The organism is Bradyrhizobium oligotrophicum S58, from assembly GCF_000344805.1.
Taxonomy (GTDB): Bacteria; Pseudomonadota; Alphaproteobacteria; order Rhizobiales; family Xanthobacteraceae; genus Bradyrhizobium; species Bradyrhizobium oligotrophicum.
This window is the reverse complement of record NC_020453.1, coordinates 2,723,912-2,741,823: the sequence shown is the minus strand read 5'-3', so window position 1 is coordinate 2,741,823 and position 17,912 is coordinate 2,723,912. Positions and strand designations below refer to the sequence as shown.

Below are 17,912 nucleotides of genomic sequence, written 5' to 3'. Positions count from 1 at the left end.
TGCGTGACGCACACCGCCCGCACGCAATTGTCCCGTCGCGCCGCGTCTCCTATACAGCCATGTCACGACTTCCGGAGTTCGTCCGCATGGCATTTCCGCGCGCGTCCAAAGCCCTGTCCCGCTTCACCGTGCTCGATTTGACGCGGGTACGCGCCGGCCCGACCTGTGCGCGACAGTTCGCCGACTGGGGCGCCAACGTCGTCAAGATCGATGCCATGATGGAGGACGGCGGCGAGGCTCTGGGCGGGCCGCGCCGCGGTGGCGATTTCCAGAACCTGCATCGCAACAAGCGCGCGATGACCTTGAACCTGAAGGATCCACGGGGAGTGGAGGTCTTCATGCGGCTCGCCAAGCAGGCCGACGTGGTGATCGAGAACTATCGCCCGGACGTGAAGACCAAGCTCGGCATCGACTATGAGGCGGTGCGCAAGGTCAATCCGCGCATCGTCTATGGCAGCATCTCCGGCTTCGGTCAGGACGGCCCCTATGCCAAGCGGCCCGGCTTCGATCAGATCGCGCAAGGCATGGGCGGGCTGATGTCGATCACCGGCGCGCCCGGCGAAGGACCGATGCGCGCGGGCATTCCGATCGCCGACCTCTCCGCTGGCCTCTCCTGCGCGATGGGCATTCTCACGGCGCTGCTCGAACGCGAGGTCTCCGGCGAGGGCCAGTGGGTGCAGACCTCGCTGTTGCAGGCGCAGATCTTCATGCTCGACTTCCAGGCCGCACGCTGGCTGATGGAGAAGGACGTCGCGCCACAGGCCGGCAACAACCATCCGACCAGCATCCCGACCGGTGTGTTCAAGACCTCCGACGGCTACATCAACATCGCCGCGACCGGCGGCCGCATCTGGGAGAGGCTGTGCCAGACGCTGGGCGCCCCGGAATGGATCGACAATCCGGACTACGCGACCGCGCCGGCGCGCTCGAAGAATCGCGACGCGCTGAACGCCGAGATCGACAAGCGCACGCTCGCCAAGACGAGCGAGCAATGGGTCACTGAGCTGAATGCCGCGGGCGTGCCTTGCGGTCCGATCTACGCCATCGATCAGATGTTCGAAGACCCGCAGGTCAAACATCTCGGCATGGCGCAGCCGGTGCCAAGCGAAGACGGCCGCGACATCACGCTGGTCAGCCAGCCCTTCACTCTGTCGCGCACACCGAGCCGGATGGCGGCGCGGCCACCGGAGTTCGGTGAGCAGACCGAGGAGATCCTGTCCGAGTTCGGCTTCACCGACGGCGAGATCGCCGATCTCAGGCTGCATCGCGTCGTGTGAGCAGGTGCAATATGACCAAGCTGCGGCATCCCGCCGCTGTGGCCAAGATGTCACCACTTTGGAACTTCAGACTTGGCCGGATTGAGGCCAAGGCAAGACCGCGTTAATCTCTTCCCATCGGTTGATCGCGGACCCCCTTAGGCCCGCGCGTGTGAGGAGTAGGCTTCCATGAGCGCGACGGAATTGAACGAGTTTCTGACGGCGATGGATATGGTGCGCGACGTCAATGCGGCGGCACTCGACCACACCAGCGCTCTGCCGTTCGATGAAGCGATGCTCGACAACGACTCCGACTGGTACCACATGCCGGTCGCGGAGAAGGCCAACTGAGACCGAGCTGCCGCCGGTTCACGCGTTCTTCTAGTATCACCTCTGCTCGAAGCCTTCGTTCCGACAAGCCGGACGGAGGCTTTTGCTTTTCGGGCCACAGGATGAATCAAGACGCGAACTGGCGCACATCCGATCCGCCCGCGCCGAACGAAAAAAAGCCCGACGCAAGCGCCGGGCAAGGTGATCGTCTCGGGAGGAAACATCAGGGCGTGATGACCAGAGATCAGGCACCACGCGTGAGCAGCACAAGAACTGCCCATGAATGAAGCCTACCACCGCTCTGCCTAAAAAGCTGTCATCGCAAAGACACAACCTCTGGAGAAGCGCCGCGGCTCTTCGAACAACGGTCCGATCGGCTCGCAACTCGTCTCCGGCAGCGTGGTAACGGTGCCACAGTAAGCCGCCGATTGGCGCGTCGTTCCAATCGACCCAAAAAGTCACAATTCCCGTCGCCGCACTTTTACGTGCTCTTCGTGACAGCCCGCGCTTCCGACCGGCGCCGGCTTGGACACCCGAGTTGCGCAAAGGGCTGACGTGCTGATTCCACACAGAGTGAGGACCGATTGTCCGGCCGACCCGATCCGCCACGCGCGACTGGGCTGGCTGACAGCCACGACGGCGCTGCTGACGCTCGCATTGACAAGCCACTCATTTGCGCAGGCAACGAATGGCGGCTCCGGCGGCAATATCAGCGGCAACGGCGGCACCAGCTCGGCCACCGGCACCGGAGCTAACGGTGGCGCGGGAAACAACATCACGCGCGGCGGCGGCGGCGGTGGCGCGGGCGCGGTTGGCGGTGACGGTGGGGGCGACTACTCCGGCCAATTCGTCGGCGGCCAGGGCGGCGCGGCTCCTGGCGAACGCGGGCATAGCGGCCAGGACGGCGGCGGAAGCTCGAGCGGCGGCGGTGGTGGTGGCGGCGCCCATGGCGCCGTCGCGACCACCGACGGCAGCAACGCGACGACGATCACCGGCGGCTATGGCGGCCGCGGCGGCTCCGCCAGCCTGAGCTGGGGAGGCGGCGGCGGTGGCGCCGGCGGCTACGGCCTCGTCATCGATGGCAGCGGCCTCAACTACACGAACACCGGCGCGATCGGCGGTGGCAGCGGCGGTGCCGGCGGGACGGCCAACAACAACGGGCATGGCGGCAGCGGCGGAGACGGTGGCTACGGAGCCTATCTGACCGGCCCGAGCATTCTCACCAATTCCGGCTCGATCACCGGCGGCAACGGCGGCGATGGCGGCAATGCTCTCAACAGCAACCAGAGCCACGCCGGCGGCGACGGCGGCAATGGTGGCGCGGGCGTCGTCTTCGCGACCGGCGGAACGCTGATCAATTCCGGCACGATCGCCGGAGGCGCGACAGGCGTCCGCGGCGTCGGCCAGGTCGGGGGCAGTTCGCCTGATGGCGTCTTCGGGTCAGCCGGAGACGGCGTGCGCGGGGCCAATCTCACCATCATCAACAGCGGCGCGATCTCGGCGGGATTGAACCTGGGCAGCGCCTGGGTGGTCGACGCCAACGCCATCACCTTCACCGGCGGCAGCAATGTGCTGGAGATCTGGGCGAGTTCGATCATCAACGGCAACGTCGTCGGCACCGGCACTGACACGTTCCGGCTCGGCGGCGCGGCGAACGGCAGCTTCGACGTGTCCAGCGTTGGTGCGTCCGCGCAATATCGGGGCTTCTCGGCTTTCGAGAAGACCGGCGCCGGCACCTGGACCCTGACCGGCACCACCACTGCCGTGACGCCCTGGGCGATCAACCAGGGCACGCTGGCGGTTTCGTCGGATGCCAGTCTGGGCGACAGCTCCGGCGCCCTCACATTCGGTGGCGGCACGCTGCGCTATCTCTCAGGCTTCAGCTCCAACCGGGACGTGACGCTCAATGCCGGCGGCGGCAGCTTCGACACCAATGGCAACAACGCCACGCTCGGCGGCGCCATCAGCGGCACCGGCAGCTTCACCAAGCTCGGCGCCGGCACCCTCACTCTGACCAACACCTCCAACGTCTCCTACTCCGGCGACACCTTCATCAATGCCGGCACCTTGCGGGCGGGCGCGCCAGGCGTGTTGTCATTCGCCAGCGCCTACATGGTCGCGAGCGGCGCCACGCTCGATCTCAATGGCTTCAGCAGCATGATCGGCTCGCTCGCAGGCAGCGGCAACGTGCTGCTCGGAACGGGATCGCTCGAGACCGGCCACAATGGCAGAAGCACCATCTTCTCGGGCACGATCTCGGGCAGCGGCACCTTGATCATAAGCGCAGACCTCACCCTCAGCGGCACGAACACCTATACCGGGCCGACCACCCTCGAGGGCGGCACACTGCGGGCCGGCGCCGCCGGCGCGTTCGCGCCCCTGAGCTCGGTCCAGGTCAATGCCGGCACTCTCGATCTCAACGGCTTCAACCAGACCATCGGTTCGCTCACCGGCGACGGCGCCGTCCTGCTCGGCGCGGCCACGCTGACGACAGGCGGCGACAACACCGGCACGACATTCTCCGGCACGATCTCCGGCAGCGGCGGCTTCACCAAGGTCGGCATCGGCACAATGAATCTTGCCGGCAGCACCACCTATTCTGGCGCGACCATGATCAACGCCGGCACCCTGCAAGCCGGAGCATCGAACGTGCTCGCCTCAGCCAGCGCGTTCATGATCGCGAGCGGCGCCACGCTCGACCTCAACGGCTTCGACCAGACCATCGGCTCCCTCGCCGGCAGCGGCAGCGTGCTGCTCGGCGCTGGAACGCTGACGGCGGGCGGCAACAACGGCAGCACGACCTTCGCCGGCACGATCTCCGGCAGCGGCGGCTTCACCAAGACCGGCACCGGCCGGATGACGCTCACCGGCACCAGCAGCTACGCTGGCGCGACGATCATCAATGGCGGCGTGCTCGACATCGAAGGTGCGATCACCAACACCTCCGGAGTCTTGGTGAACGCCGGCGGCACGCTGATGGGCGCAGGCCTTGTCGATCCGCCGATGACGGTGAGCATCAATGCCGGCGGCACGCTGGCGCCGGGCAACGGCACCGCCGGCTCCTCGATGACCATCGTCGGCAATCTCGCCTTCCAGTCAGGCGCGTACTATCTGGTGCAGCTCGATCCGACGACAGCCTCGTTCGCGAGCGTCACCGGCTCGGCCACACTCGGCGGCGCCACCGTGAATGCCGTGTTCGGCACCGGCGGCTATGTCGACAAGCGCTACACGATCCTGACCGCAGCCGGGGGCGTATCCGGCAATTTCGGCGCGGTGGTGAAGACCAACCTTCCCTCCGGCTTCAAGACCAGCCTGAGCTACGACGCCACCAACGTCTATCTCGATTTGATCCTCGCCTTTGCCCTGCCCGGCGGACTCAACGGCAATCAGAAGGCCGTCGGCAATACGCTGTCGGCCTTCTTCGATCGCACCGGCGACATTCCGCTCGTGTTCGGCCGGTTGAACCAGGCCGGCCTGACGCAGGCCTCCGGCGAGAGCGCCACGGGAGTCCAGCAGACCACCTTCGACGCTATGAGCCAGTTCGCCGGCCTGCTCACCGATCCCTTCGCACAACGCCAAGGCAGTGGCGGCAGCGCGAACGGCTATGCCGAGACGAACCGCAAGCGCACCGATGCTTTCGCGATGCTGTCCGACGACAGGCCGGCGGATTTCGCGCAGCGCTGGAATGTCTGGGCGTCCGGCTTCGGCGGATCGCAATCGACCAGCGGCAATGCGAGCGCTGGCTCCAACGACACCACCAGCCGCATCGCCGGCACCGCCGTCGGCGCCGACTATCGGATCGCGCCGCAAACCATCGCGGGCTTTGCGCTCGCCGGAGGCGGCACCAGCTTCAGCGTCAACGGCCTCGGCTCCGGCCGGTCCGACCTATTCCAGGCCGGCGCCTATCTGCACCACCACGTCGGCCCGAGCTATCTGAGAGCGGCGCTGGCCTATGGCTGGCAGGACGTCACCACGGACCGCACCGTGACTATCTCGGGCACTGACCGGCTGCGCGCGAGCTATCAGGCCAATGCCTGGACCGGCCGAATCGAGGGCGGTACGCGTGTCGTCGCGCCACTCGGCGGAATCGGCATCACGCCGTATGCGGCCGCGCAAGTCACCAGCCTGCGCCTGCCCGCTTACGTCGAGCAGGCCGCAGCGGGCGCCTCCACCTTCGCGTTGAGCTACGCCGGCAAGACCGTCACCGCGACGCGCACTGAGCTTGGTCTGCGCAACGACAAGTCCTACGCCCTGGCAGACGGCGCTCTCACACTGCGCGGCCGCCTCGCCTGGGCGCACGATTTCAATCCCGAGCGATCGGTGGCGGCCACGTTCCAGACGCTGCCGGGCGCGAGCTTCGTCGTGAACGGCGCAGCGCAGGCCCGCGATTCGGCGCTGACGACGACATCGATTGAGATGAGCTGGCTGAACGGCTGGAGCGCCATGGCGACGTTCGAGAGCGAAGTCTCGAACGTGACGCGATCTTACAGCGGCAAGGGGACCGTGCGTTACGCGTGGTGAGAGCCAACCCGGCGCTCACCTTCCTCGAGACAAGGCGATCGTATTTGACGGAATTTTTGCGCTCGCTTCTCTCCAGGTCGTCATGGCCGGGCTTGTCCCGGCCATCCACGTCTTTCGGCACGCTGAGGACGACGTGGATGCCCGGGACAAGCCCGGGCATGACGGAGTAACTAACTCGGCGCGGCTGTCGTCGCGAGACCCCGCCTCTTCATATGCGATACCCCTGCCCGTGGCCTGTCCCTACGCCTCGGCCTTCGCCGCCGGCGCGCCCGGCTTGCTGATGCTCGCGATCAGGCGATCGATCAGCGGCCAGAACAGCAGCAGGATCGCCAGCGTCGTGATGGTGCCGACGAGGCCGTTCGCCCAGAACACCTTCATGTTGCCGCCGGAGATGATCATCGACTGCCGGAACGCGTCCTCGGCGCGGCTGCCGAGCACGAGCGCCAAGGTGAACGGCGCCAGCGGAATCTTGATCTTCTTGAACACGTAGCCGACGACACCGAAGCCGAGCATGAGCCAGACATCGAACATCGCGTTCTGGATCGCATAGGCGCCGATCGCGCAGGAGACGACGATCATCGGAGCGACCGCCGCGAACGGCACGCGCAGGATCGAGGCGAAGATCGGCACCGTGGAAAGCACCAGCACGAGGCCGACGACGTTGCCGAGATACATCGAGGCGATCAGGCCCCAGACGAAATCCTTGTGCTCGACGAACAGCAGCGGGCCGGGGTTAAGTCCCCACACCATCAGGCCGCCAAGCAGGATCGCCGCGGTGCCCGAGCCGGGAATGCCGAGCGCGAGCATCGGCAACAGCGCCGCGGTGCCCGACGCATGCGCCGCCGTCTCCGGCGCGAACACGCCTTCGATGCGGCCCTTGCCGAAACTGTCCGGGTCCTTGGAGAAGCGCTTGGCGAGGTTGTAGCCCATGAACGAGGCCGCGATCGCGCCGCCCGGCGTGATGCCGAGCCAGCAGCCGATCACGGAGGAGCGCAGCAGCGTCATCCAATATTTCGGCAGGTCCTTCCACACGGCGAGCACCGTGCGCAGCGAGATCGAGGCGGCGTGGCCACGCAGCGCCAGGCGCTCTTCCATCGTCAGCAGGATCTCGCTGATGCCGAACAGCCCGATCACGGCCACCAGGAAGTTGATGCCGCGCAGCAGGTCGGTCGAGCCGAAGGTCATGCGCAGCTGACCGGACACGGTGTCCATGCCGACACCGGCGAGCAGCAGACCGAGCGACATCGCAATGACGGTCTTGTGCTTGTCCTCACGTCCAAGCCCGACGAACGAGCAGAAGGTGAGCAGGTAGACCGCAAAGAACTCGGGCGGGCCGAATTTCAGCGCGAAGGACGAGATCCATGGCGCGAGAAATGTGATCAGCAACACCGCGACCAGCGAGCCGATGAACGACGACGTGAACGCCGCCGTCAGCGCCTCGGCCGCCTTGCCCTGCTGCGCCATCGGGTAGCCGTCGAAGGTGGTCGCGACCGACCAGGCCTCGCCGGGGATGTTGAACAGGATCGAGGTGATGGCGCCGCCGAACAGCGCGCCCCAATAGATGCAGGACAGCATCACGATGGCCGAGGTCGGGTCCATCGAGAAGGTCAGTGGCAGCAGGATCGCGACGCCGTTGGGACCGCCCAGCCCCGGCAGCACGCCGACGAAGACGCCGAGCACCAGCCCGACCATCATCAAGAGCAGCGTCTTCCAGGTCAGGAGGACCGCGAACCCGTGCAGCAGCAGACCCAAGGCTTCCATGATTTCATTCCAACTGTTTCCTCGTCATTGCGAGCGCAGCGAAGCAATCCAGAGTCGAGTGCGCAGCCCTGGATTGCTTCGTCGCGTTGCTCCTCGCAATGACGGGGGAGAGACCAGTGTCAGTACCCGAACGCCGCTTCGAGCGGACCCTTGGGCATGAGCACGTCGAACACGATATCGAAAGTCACGAACATCACGGCGCTGAACAGGAACGCCGTGAGCAGCGATTTCCACCATGCGATCTTGCCGACGACACGCATGAATCCGGCGATCAGCAGGAAGCTTGCGACGTAGATGCCGAGAAACTGCATGGCGATGCAAAACAGCAGCGTCGGCACGAACACCGCCATCACGCGGCGCAGTTGCGCCCGCGTCACGAAGGTCTCGAGCGCCTCCTTGCTGGACAGGAAGGCCGCACCGATCCCGTACAGGCTGGCGCCGCCGAGGATCACCGAGAGGTAGAACGGAAAATAGCCGGGCTCGGGACCGGTCGAGTCCCAGGACGCGCCGGTCCGCCAATTGTCCCAGGCGAGCACGATGGCGAGCACGAGCAGCAGCAGCGACACGGCGACGTCGACGTTGCGGTTGGAAGTGACCGCCGGAGAATTCTCCTCCGGCGCGGTCGGATCGTCGACGGCGATTTCGAGCTCAGTATTGGACATCGATCCTCCGTGAGCCCCGCCTCACTTTGTCGAACTTACTTGGCGACGAAGCCGGCTTCCGTCATCAGCTGCTTGTTGAGCGAGCCGTCCTCTTCGAGGAACTGCAGCATGTCCTTGCCGGTGAGGAAGATCGGCTTCAGCGCCTGCTTTTCCATGTAGTCCTTGTATTCCGCCGTCTGCACCAGCTTGCTGAACAGATCGACGTAGAACTCCTGCTGTTCCTGGGTCACCTTGCCCGGCAGGAACATGCCGCGCAGCATCAGGTACTGCACGTCGAGCCCCTGCTCCTTGCAGGTCGGGATGTCGTTCCAGGACTGCGTCTCCGTCACCTTGGTGGTGTAGGAGATGCGCTCCTTGTCGAACACGCAAAGCGGACGCACCTGGCCGGCGCGCCAGACTTCGAGATTCTCAGAGGGATTGTTGACGTTGGACTCGGTGTGACCACCGACCAGCTGGGTCGCGGCCTCGCCGCCTGACTTGTAAGGCAGATAGGAGAACTTGGCGCCGGTCTTCTTCTCCATGAACACGGTCAGCACGTGGTCCTCGCGCTTGGACCCGGTGCCACCCATCTTGAACGGCGAGCCCGAGGCCTTGGCGGCGTCGATGAACTCCTTCACCGTCTTCGGACCGTTGACGTTGTCCCACAGCACGAACTGATCGAGCGCGATCACGGCGACCGGCGACAGTTCGTGCCAGTCGAACGGCAGCTTGGCCGACAGCGGCAGCATGTAGATCAGCGAATAGGCGATGAGGACCTTGTTCGGATCGCCGTCGCTCGACTTCATGTACATCAGCGCTTCGGCGCCGGACGCACCGCCCTTCAGCGACACCACGACCGGCTGCTTCAGAAGATTGTTCTTCTGGATTGCGGCCTGCATCATCCGCGCCATCTGGTCGGAGGCGCCACCGGCGCCTGCAGCCACGACGATCTCGACCGGCTTGGTCGGCTCCCAGCCGGCAAAGGCCGGCGCACTTGCGAAAATAGCCGCCGTCGCGGCCGCGATCTTGATCAGGTTACGCACGTGTTTTCATCCCCGTTCAAAGCGCCAGCTTGTATCCTACCAGGATACTGCTGGCTTATTGTGGTCAGTTCAAGAACACAAGCAAGATGCGGCCTCGTGACGTCGGCATAAGGTCGCAAGCACAGCATCGGACTACTTGCCCTTCCAGTTCGGCGTCCGCTTGTTGAGAAACGCGTCCATGCCTTCGCGGAAATCCTCGCTCATATAGGCCCGCAGGATCAGGTCCTCGCCCTCGTCGCGCGACAGCGTCCGGCGGATGCGGCGCACCGCCTCCTTGGTCACTTCGAGCGTGATCGGCGCATGACCCGCTACCAGCTTCGCCGTCTCCAGCGCGCGGGTCTGCAAGGTTTCGACGTCGGGCACGATCTCGTTGAGCAGGCCCAGCGCGAGTGCCTCGGGCGCCTCGACGAGCCTGGCCTTGAAGATCAGATCCTTGGTGCGAGCCGGCCCGATCAGGGAGACGACACGCGAGATGTTCGACATCGACAGGCAGTTGCCGAGCGTGCGCGCGATCGGGAAGCCGATCCGCGTGGATTCGGTGCCGATGCGGATATCACAGCAGGCCGCGATACCGGCGCCGCCCCCGGTGCAGGCGCCCGCGATGGCTGCAATCACCGGCACGCGGCATAGCTCCAACGTGCCGAGCACGCGATCGATGCGCGCCTCGTAGTCGAGCGCATCCTGGGCGGTCTTGAAAGCACGGAACTGGGAGATGTCGGTGCCGGAGGCGAACGCCTTGTCGCCGGCCCCGGTCAGGATCAGCGCCTTGATCGACCGGTCGGCATTGATGGCCTCGCAGATCGAGGCCATCTGGTCGTACATCGCGAAGGTCATCGCGTTGCGCGCCTGCGGCCGGTTGAAGGTGATCTTGGCGATGCCGTCGTCGACGGCATAGATGAGATCGTCGGAGCCGGTCACAGGGGCGTTCATCAGGCCACCTTCGTAATCGGCGCAGCCTCACGCGCCTTGAGGACATCCATCGCTGCAAGCACGCCACCCGCGCGATGCGGCACATTGGCGAGCGCAAGGCCCATCTCGACGCCGGCGAGCGTCCCCATCAGCATCAGGTCATTGAAGTGACCGATATGGCCGATGCGAAACACCTTGCCCTTGATCTTGTTGAGGCCGGTGCCGAGCGACATGTCGAAGTTTTCCAGCACTGTCTTGCGGAACTGATCGGCATCATGCCCCTCGGGCAGGACGACGCCGGTGAGCGCCGGCGAATGCGCCTGCGCATCGGCACATTGCGTGTCGAGCCCCCAGGCCTTGACTGCGGCGCGCGTGGCCCGGCTGTGGCGCCGATGGCGCGCGAACACGTTCTCGTGCCCCTCCTCCTCCAGCATCTTCAGCGCTTCGTTGAGGCCCATCAGCAGATTGCAGGCTGGCGTATACGGGAAGGTGCCGAGCTTGTTGAAGGTGATGATCTCCTGCCAGTCCCAATACGAGCGCATGCCGGGATTGGCCTTGGCGACGGCGAGCGCCTTCTCCGAAACGGCGTTGAAGCCGAGACCCGGCGGCAGCATCAGGCCCTTCTGCGAGCCGGCGACGGAGACGTCGACGCCCCAGGCGTCATGCTCATATTCCATCGAGCCGAGGCCGGAGATGGTGTCGACCATCAGCAGCGCCGGATGGCCGGCGCGATCGAGCGCCTTGCGCACCTCCAGCGGCGGCGTCAGGCAGCCGGTCGAGGTCTCGTTGTGCACGACGCAGACGGCCTTGATCTTGTGCGCCTTGTCGTCCACGAGCCGCTGCTCGATCGCCGCGATGTCGGCACCATGGCGCCAGTCGCCGGGGATGAAGTCGACGTCGAGCTTGAACTTGTCGGCAATGCCTCGCCACAGCACCGCGAACTGGCCGGTCTCAGCCATCAGCACCTTGTCGCCGGGCGCGAGCGTGTTGACGATCGCAGCTTCCCACGCGCCGGTGCCGGACGACGGATAGATGATCACCGGCTGCTTGGTGCGGAAGATGCGCTGGCTGGCGGCCAGCACGGCGAAGCCGAGTTCGGCGAACTCAGGACCGCGATGGTCCAGCGTCGGCATGTCCATCGCGCGCAAGACGCGGTCGGGCACATTGGTCGGCCCCGGAATCTGAAGAAAATGCCGTCCTGTGTGCACAGTCATTGGCGTCCATCCCCGGTCGTTTGGTTGGTGCGCGGACGTGGCATGCCACGCGCTCGCCGCGCTTTTCTCCCGCCAGACCGCTGGCGTCAATGGCCAAGACGCAGCCGCCGATTGCTTCGGGCTGACATCTCTCAGGTGCACACGATCCCCCTTCTTCTGTGCAGCGCCGCATAACCGGATCGACCCGGCTGCCGCACGCGGTTTAGCCTTATTTCACCACCGCAAGATGCCGCGGCGCGTTGCCGGGCAACGGCTGCTCCAGCAGCGTCATCGCAGCATCGACGCCGCCAGCACGATGCGGCACACCGGCCACGCGCAGCCCCATCTCGACACCACTCAGCGCCGCCATCAGGGTCAACTCGTTGCACTCGCCGAGATGGCCGATGCGGAACACCTTGCCCGCGACCTTGGAGAGGCCTGAGCCAAGCGACATGTTGAAGTTGTCGAGAACGATTTGGCGGAACTGATCGGCGTCATGGCCCGGCGGCATCAGCACCGCGGTCAGCACCGGCGAAAAGTCCTTCGGCTCCTGGCACAGCACCTCGAGGCCCCAATGATCGACCGCAGCGCGGGTCGCGGCTGCAAGCCGCTGATGACGCGCGAACACGTCGTCGAGGCCTTCCTCGAGCAGCATCGCGATCGCTTCACGCAGGCCGTAAAGCAGGTTGGTGGCGGGGGTGTAGGGAAAGAAGCCGTTCGCGTTCAGCTTCAGCATGTCCTCCCAGTCCCAGAACGAGCGCGGCATCTTGTTGGTCTTGGCGACCGCGCGTGCCTTGTCCGAAATGGCATTGAAGCCGAGCCCCGGCGGCAGCATGAAGCCCTTCTGGGAACAGGAGACCGCGACGTCGACCTTCCACTCGTCGAAACGGAAGTCGGCCGAGGCAAGCCCCGAGATGGTGTCGACCATCAGCAGCGCCGGATGACCCACGCGATCCATGGCCGCACGCACCTCCCCGATGCGGCTGGTGGCGCCGGTCGAGGTCTCGTTGTGCACGACCATGACCGCCTTGAGCTGATGCGCAGTGTCGGCCGTGAGTTTCTCCTCGATAACGGCCGGATCGACACCGCGACGCCAATCACCCGGAATGAAATCGACCTCGATGCCCCAGCGCGCGGCCATCTGCTGCCACAGCGTGGCGAAGTGCCCGGTCTCCACCATCAGCACCTTGTCACCCGGCGACAGCGTATTGACGATCGCAGCCTCCCAGGCGCCGGTGCCCGACGAAGGATAGATGATCACCGGATTCGCCGTCTTGAAGATCGCCTTGGCGCCCTGGAGCACGGTCTTGCCAAGCTCGGCGAACTCGGCGCTGCGATGGTCGATGACCGGCATGTCCATCGCCCGCAACACCCGCTCGGGCACCGGACTCGGGCCCGGAATATGCAGGAAATGACGGCCTTGGTGACGGGTCACAGGGTAACTCCAAGCGATAGCGGCATTCTGGCACCAATGATTGCATGCAAATATCATATTCACAAGCACCAAACGCATTCATATATGAGGTCGACCACATTTGTAACTACCGCTACAATGGCTCGGCATGAGTTCCACGATTCCCGATATAGAGGCTGCGCCCTTGGCCGAGTCGAGCAGCCGCCCCGGCCCCGCGCGTGACGAGACCTCGCTGCATGACGAGATCCTGGCGCGGCTGCGCGACTACATCGTCGCGGGCCACGTCGCCGACGGCGGCCGCCTGTCCGAGCGGCAGCTGTGCGAAATGCTGGGGGTCTCCCGCACTCCTTTGCGCGAAGCTCTCAAGGTGCTCGCGGCCGAAGGCCTGGTCGAGTTGCTCCCGAACCGCGGCGCCCGCGTCCGCCCCCTGAGCGAAGCCGACATTCATGAATTGTTCGACCTGATGGGCGGCCTGGAAGGCCTCGCCGGGCGGCTCGCCTGCGAGAAGATTTCGAATGAAGCGATCGCAGAAATCGAGCAATTTCATCACGATATGTACGGATTCTACATGCGGCAGGACATGCAGGGCTATTTCCGCATGAACCAGCTCATCCATCGCGCCATCGTCGACGCCGCCGCCAATGCCACTCTTCACGCAACCTATGAGAGCCTCGCAGGGCGTATCCGCCGGGTGCGCTTCTCGGCCAATTTCGCTCGCAAGCGCGAGCGCTGGAGCGAGGCCATGCGTGAGCACGAGCTGATCCTGGATGCGCTGCGCCGGCGCGCCGGCAGCGAACTGTCCGACATCCTCTTCCAACACCTGCGCAACAAGGGTGCGGCCGCGATCGCCTACTTTGCCGAGACACAGCCAGCGCTCGCATCGCCGACTGGAAGCAAAGCTGCCAAGGTGGAATGACGCCACCCACCTCGCTCGAATTTGCATACAATCGGATTGACGCTTCGCTCTGAATGAATGACACGAGGCTGAGGAGCGGCCCCGCCAGACCTTAGCCGGGCCGACCAGGGATCATCATGCCGAACGCCAAAGCCGGTCCGTCCAGGCTCGAACAGAAGCTCCGCGCCGAAATTAAAGGCGACGTCTTCTTCGACCGTTTCAACCGCGGCCGCTACGCGACCGACGCCTCGTTCTACCAGATCATGCCGGCCGGAATCGTCGTGCCGCGCACGATGGACGAGGCGTTGCGGACGCTGGCCATCGCCCGCGACGACGGCCGCATCGTCACTCCGCGCGGCGGCGGTACCTCGCAATGCGGCCAAACCGTCAACGAAGGTCTCGTCGTCGACTTCTCCAAGCACCTGAACCGGATCATCTCGCTCGACGTCGAGGCCAGGACCTGCGTGGTCGAGCCGGGTATCGTGCTCGACGACCTCAACCGCCAGCTCAAAAAGCACGGCCTATGGTTCCCGGTCGACGTTTCCACGGCCTCGCGCGCCACGATCGGCGGCATGGCCGGCAACAATTCCTGCGGCGGCCGCTCGCTGCGCTACGGCACCATGCGCGACAATACGATCGCGATCGACGCCGCCCTCGCTGACGGCACGCTGGCGCATTTCGGCGAGGTGCCGCGCGATGTCAGCCAGATCGATGCGCCGGGCAGCGCCCGTGCGCTGTTCCGCGACATGCTGGCCCTCGGTGAGCGCGAGGCCGCGGAGATCGCCGACAAGTTTCCCAAGGTGCAGCGCCGGGTCGGCGGCTACAATCTCGATGCGCTGACACCGCGCAACACGGCCAACAACCTCGCCCACCTGCTGGTCGGCTCCGAAGGCACCCTCGCCTTCTCCACCCGGATCGAGCTGAAGCTGTGGCCCTTGATCGGGACCAAGGTGCTCGGCGTCTGCCATTTCGGCAGCTTCTACGCGGCGATGGATGCGGCCCAGCACCTCGTGAGGCTGAAGCCGATCGCCGTCGAACTCGTCGACCGCACCATGATCGGGCTGGGACGCGACATCGCCATGTTCCAGCCGGTCATCGCGGCCGCCGTGCGCGGCGATCCCGATGCGATCCTGGTGGTGGAATTCGCCGAGGAGACGAAGGACGAGAACCTCGCCAAGCTGAAGCAGCTCTCCGAACTGATGGGCGACCTCGGCTTCACCTGGACCAACGAACCGCGCAAATGGGGCGGCGTGGTCGAGATCACGGACCCTGCCCTGCAGAGCAGCGTCGCCGAATTCCGCGCCGCCGGCCTCAACGTGATGATGTCGATGAAGGAGGCCGGCAAGCCGGTGTCGTTCGTCGAGGATTGCGCGGTGCCACTGCCGCATCTCGCCGATTACACCGCGCGGCTCAACGAGGTCTTCGCCAAACACGGCACGCGCGGCACGATGTATGCGCATGCCTCCGAAGGCTGCCTGCATGTACGGCCCGTCCTGAACTTGAAGCTCGAGAAGGACGTCAGGGCGATGCGTGCCATCGCCGAGGAAGCCTTCGCCATGGTGCGCGAATACAAAGGCTCGCATTCCGGCGAGCACGGCGACGGCATCGTGCGCTCGGAATTCCACGCGCAGATGTTCGGCGCGCGCATCGTCTCCGACTTCAAGGAAATCAAGCAGCGCTTCGATCCTGGCAACGTCCTCAATCCAGGCCGCATCGTCGACCCGCCGGCCATGGACGATCGCTCGCTGTTCCGTTATCCGCCGGACTATCGCGTCGACGATCTCAAGACGGTGCTCGACTGGTCGGCCTATCCCGGCGCTGCCGGCGGCTTCCAGGGCGCGGTCGAGATGTGCAACAACAACGGCGCCTGCCGCAAGCTCGACGGCGGCGTAATGTGCCCGTCCTATCGTGCGACGCGAGACGAGAAGGACGTCACGCGAGGCCGTGCCAACACGCTGCGGCTCGCGATCTCCGGCCAGCTCGGCCCGGGCGCGCTGTCATCCGACGAGATGATTGAGACGTTGAAGCTGTGCGTCTCCTGCAAGGCCTGCCGCCGCGAGTGCCCGACCGGCGTCGACATGGCCAAGATGAAGATCGAGGTGCTGGCGGCGAGAGCGAGGAGCCATGGGCTTACGCTGCGAGACCGGCTCGTCGCGTATCTGCCGCGCTATGCTGATCTTGCCGCTCGCTTCGCGCCGCTGGTGAACCTGCGCAACCGCAGCGCCGTGTTGCGCGCGCTGATGGAGCGGGTCGCCGGCATCAGCGCCCGGCGCAAGCTGCCGGCATTCCGCAGCGACATCTTCCGCGTCGACACCGAGGCGTTCGGGCCCGCTGATGGCCGCGAGATCGTGCTGTTCGGCGACACGTTCAATCGCGTGTATGAGCGTGAGAATCTCGACGCTGCGCTGAGAGTCCTGGTCGAAGGCGGATATCGCGTCCATGTGCCGAAGCCGAAGGACGGCGGCCGCCCGCCATGCTGCGGCCGCACGTTTCTTTCCGCTGGCCTGGTCGACGATGCGAAATCGGAGCTGCAGCGCCTGGTCGAGACCTATGCTCCGTTCGCGGCGCGCGGCGTCCCGATCATTGGGCTGGAGCCGAGCTGCCTGCTGACCCTGCGCGATGAGCTGCTGTCGTTGCGCAACGACACCACCGCGAAGACAATCAGCGCGCACGCGCTGCTGCTGGAGGAATTCCTGGCGCGCGAGGCGGAGACTGGCCGCCTCTCGCTGCCCCTCGGTCCCCTGCCCGGCAAGGCGCTCCTTCATGGCCATTGTCACCAGAAATCCTTTGCCGCCTTCAAGCCGGTCGAGCAGGTGCTACGGCTCATTCCCGAGCTCGAGGTCGAGACGATCGAGTCCTCTTGCTGCGGCATGGCCGGTGCCTTCGGCTACGGCGCCGACACCTACGAGGTCTCGATGCAAATGGCGGAAGCCTCGCTGCTGCCGGCCGTGCGCAAAGCAGACAGCGCGACCTTCATCGTCGCCGATGGCACCTCCTGCCGTCACCAGATCCAGGACGGCGCCGACCGCGGCGCTATCCACGCCGCACGACTCCTGGCGATGAGCCTGGAGCGGGCGCAGCCGCGCGCGTAGTTCGTGCGCTTGCAGCCGCGGAGCGCGATCTCAATGTTCGTCGTTGCGAGGAGCGAAGCGACGAAGCAATCCAGACCTTTTCTTCGGCCCTGGATTGCTTCGCTTCGCTCGCAATGACGGCCAGAGCCACCTCATTATTCTTGAACACAAAGGACACGCCATGACCGACCTCACGCTCGACACCGCCCGCAAGATCCTCGATGCCACGCTCGCCAAGGGCGTCGAGAAGAAGCTCAAGCCGCTCGCCGTCATGGTGCTGGATGCACGGGGCTGCCTGAAGGCCGCCGCGGCGCAGGACGGCACCAGCCTGATGCGGGCCGAGGTCGCGCATGGCAAGGCCTATGGCGCGCTGGCCCTCGGCCTCGGCTCCCGCGCTCTGTTCCAGCGTGCGCAGGAGCAGGCTTATTTCATCGATGCCGTGAACACGCTGGCGCAGGGCCGCATGGTGCCGGTGCCTGGCGGCGTTCTGATCCTGGACGGCGCGAACCTGCTCGGCGCGGTCGGCGTCTCCGGCGATACCTCCGACAATGACGAGATCTGCGCCATCGCCGGCATCGAGGCCGCCGGCCTCAAGGCCAATCCGGGCTGAGCTCGGTCGCGCCTTAGCAACCTTTCGACAACTCGCTGCTTCCCTCGTCACCGAACCGAGGAAGCCGCATGACCCAGATTCCGGCGCCGGCACCGGCGCTGGCCGAGAACCATGAGGCCGACGCCAAGCGCGACGATGGTGTCCGCGAGATCGCGCTCAATACGCGGTTCCAAAAGACAGGCGCGACAGCCCAGCCCGGGCCTGACAGCAGCTTACCGGGGGTTCATCGGCGCGATCGTGGGCGCCCGAAACATTGACGGCCGCTGCA

At 65.4% G+C, this 17,912-nt stretch carries 13 protein-coding genes; 7 read left to right on the top strand and 6 right to left on the bottom strand.

The window, feature by feature from the left end; translation table 11 throughout:
• The first annotated feature begins 86 nt into the window (after positions 1-86).
• The 3 genes from S58_RS11910 to S58_RS11905 all read left to right on the top strand — a co-directional run bounded on the left by S58_RS11910 (position 87) and on the right by S58_RS11905 (position 6,107).
• Entirely contained in the window at positions 87-1,277 is a 1,191-nt protein-coding gene (locus S58_RS11910; protein ID WP_015665557.1) for a CaiB/BaiF CoA transferase family protein, read from the top strand.
• Positions 1,278-1,445: 168 nt separating this feature from the next.
• A complete protein-coding gene (locus S58_RS38395; RefSeq protein WP_015665556.1) occupies positions 1,446-1,607 on the top strand; it encodes a hypothetical protein in 162 nt (53 codons plus the stop codon).
• A gap of 552 nt (positions 1,608-2,159) precedes the next feature.
• A complete protein-coding gene (locus tag S58_RS11905; RefSeq protein WP_244440747.1) occupies positions 2,160-6,107 on the top strand; it encodes an autotransporter domain-containing protein in 3,948 nt (1,315 codons plus the stop codon).
• Positions 6,108-6,347: 240 nt separating this feature from the next.
• On the opposite strand, the gene S58_RS11900 is transcribed toward S58_RS11905, so the two are convergent.
• From S58_RS11900 to S58_RS11875, 6 genes are all read right to left on the bottom strand, one after another.
• Positions 6,348-7,868 carry a tripartite tricarboxylate transporter permease gene (locus S58_RS11900; RefSeq protein WP_015665554.1) on the bottom strand — a complete coding sequence of 507 codons (1,521 nt, stop codon included), beginning with the start codon at positions 7,866-7,868 and terminating at the stop codon, positions 6,348-6,350.
• A gap of 119 nt (positions 7,869-7,987) precedes the next feature.
• Entirely contained in the window at positions 7,988-8,530 is a 543-nt protein-coding gene (locus S58_RS11895; RefSeq protein ID WP_015665553.1) for a tripartite tricarboxylate transporter TctB family protein, read from the bottom strand.
• A gap of 35 nt (positions 8,531-8,565) precedes the next feature.
• Complete coding sequence (locus S58_RS11890) at positions 8,566-9,552, bottom strand: Bug family tripartite tricarboxylate transporter substrate binding protein (RefSeq protein WP_015665552.1); 987 nt, start codon at positions 9,550-9,552, stop codon at positions 8,566-8,568.
• A 132-nt stretch (positions 9,553-9,684) separates the two neighbouring features.
• On the bottom strand, positions 9,685-10,482 hold the full coding sequence (locus tag S58_RS11885) for an enoyl-CoA hydratase/isomerase family protein (RefSeq protein WP_015665551.1): 798 nt from the start codon (positions 10,480-10,482) through the stop codon (positions 9,685-9,687).
• Positions 10,482-11,675, bottom strand: coding sequence for a pyridoxal-phosphate-dependent aminotransferase family protein (locus S58_RS11880; protein WP_015665550.1), 1,194 nt, complete (start codon positions 11,673-11,675; stop codon positions 10,482-10,484). The genes S58_RS11885 and S58_RS11880 overlap by 1 nt, the downstream gene beginning before the upstream one ends.
• A gap of 208 nt (positions 11,676-11,883) precedes the next feature.
• A complete protein-coding gene (locus S58_RS11875) occupies positions 11,884-13,089 on the bottom strand; it encodes a pyridoxal-phosphate-dependent aminotransferase family protein (RefSeq protein ID WP_015665549.1) in 1,206 nt (401 codons plus the stop codon).
• Between the two features lie 127 nt (positions 13,090-13,216).
• On the opposite strand from S58_RS11875, the gene S58_RS11870 reads away from it, so the two are divergent.
• From S58_RS11870 to S58_RS38970, 4 genes are all read left to right on the top strand, one after another.
• Entirely contained in the window at positions 13,217-13,984 is a 768-nt protein-coding gene (locus tag S58_RS11870) for a GntR family transcriptional regulator (protein ID WP_015665548.1), read from the top strand.
• A 116-nt stretch (positions 13,985-14,100) separates the two neighbouring features.
• On the top strand, positions 14,101-17,055 hold the full coding sequence (locus tag S58_RS11865; RefSeq protein WP_015665547.1) for an FAD-binding and (Fe-S)-binding domain-containing protein: 2,955 nt from the start codon (positions 14,101-14,103) through the stop codon (positions 17,053-17,055).
• A gap of 160 nt (positions 17,056-17,215) precedes the next feature.
• Positions 17,216-17,644 carry a GlcG/HbpS family heme-binding protein gene (locus S58_RS11860; RefSeq protein WP_015665546.1) on the top strand — a complete coding sequence of 143 codons (429 nt, stop codon included), beginning with the start codon at positions 17,216-17,218 and terminating at the stop codon, positions 17,642-17,644.
• Positions 17,645-17,712: 68 nt separating this feature from the next.
• Complete coding sequence (locus S58_RS38970; RefSeq protein WP_015665545.1) at positions 17,713-17,901, top strand: hypothetical protein; 189 nt, start codon at positions 17,713-17,715, stop codon at positions 17,899-17,901.
• Positions 17,902-17,912 lie beyond the last annotated feature (11 nt).

Coding starts and splice junctions, on each gene's coding strand:
- S58_RS11860 (WP_015665546.1), top strand. CDS start 17,216: ATGACCGACCTCACGCTCGACACCGCCCGCAAGATCCTCGATGCCACG.
- S58_RS11895 (WP_015665553.1), bottom strand. CDS start 8,530: ATGTCCAATACTGAGCTCGAAATCGCCGTCGACGATCCGACCGCGCCG.
- S58_RS11880 (WP_015665550.1), bottom strand. CDS start 11,675: ATGACTGTGCACACAGGACGGCATTTTCTTCAGATTCCGGGGCCGACC.
- S58_RS11910 (WP_015665557.1), top strand. CDS start 87: ATGGCATTTCCGCGCGCGTCCAAAGCCCTGTCCCGCTTCACCGTGCTC.
- S58_RS11885 (WP_015665551.1), bottom strand. CDS start 10,482: ATGAACGCCCCTGTGACCGGCTCCGACGATCTCATCTATGCCGTCGAC.
- S58_RS11865 (WP_015665547.1), top strand. CDS start 14,101: ATGCCGAACGCCAAAGCCGGTCCGTCCAGGCTCGAACAGAAGCTCCGC.
- S58_RS38970 (WP_015665545.1), top strand. CDS start 17,713: ATGACCCAGATTCCGGCGCCGGCACCGGCGCTGGCCGAGAACCATGAG.
- S58_RS11870 (WP_015665548.1), top strand. CDS start 13,217: ATGAGTTCCACGATTCCCGATATAGAGGCTGCGCCCTTGGCCGAGTCG.
- S58_RS11900 (WP_015665554.1), bottom strand. CDS start 7,868: ATGGAAGCCTTGGGTCTGCTGCTGCACGGGTTCGCGGTCCTCCTGACC.
- S58_RS38395 (WP_015665556.1), top strand. CDS start 1,446: ATGAGCGCGACGGAATTGAACGAGTTTCTGACGGCGATGGATATGGTG.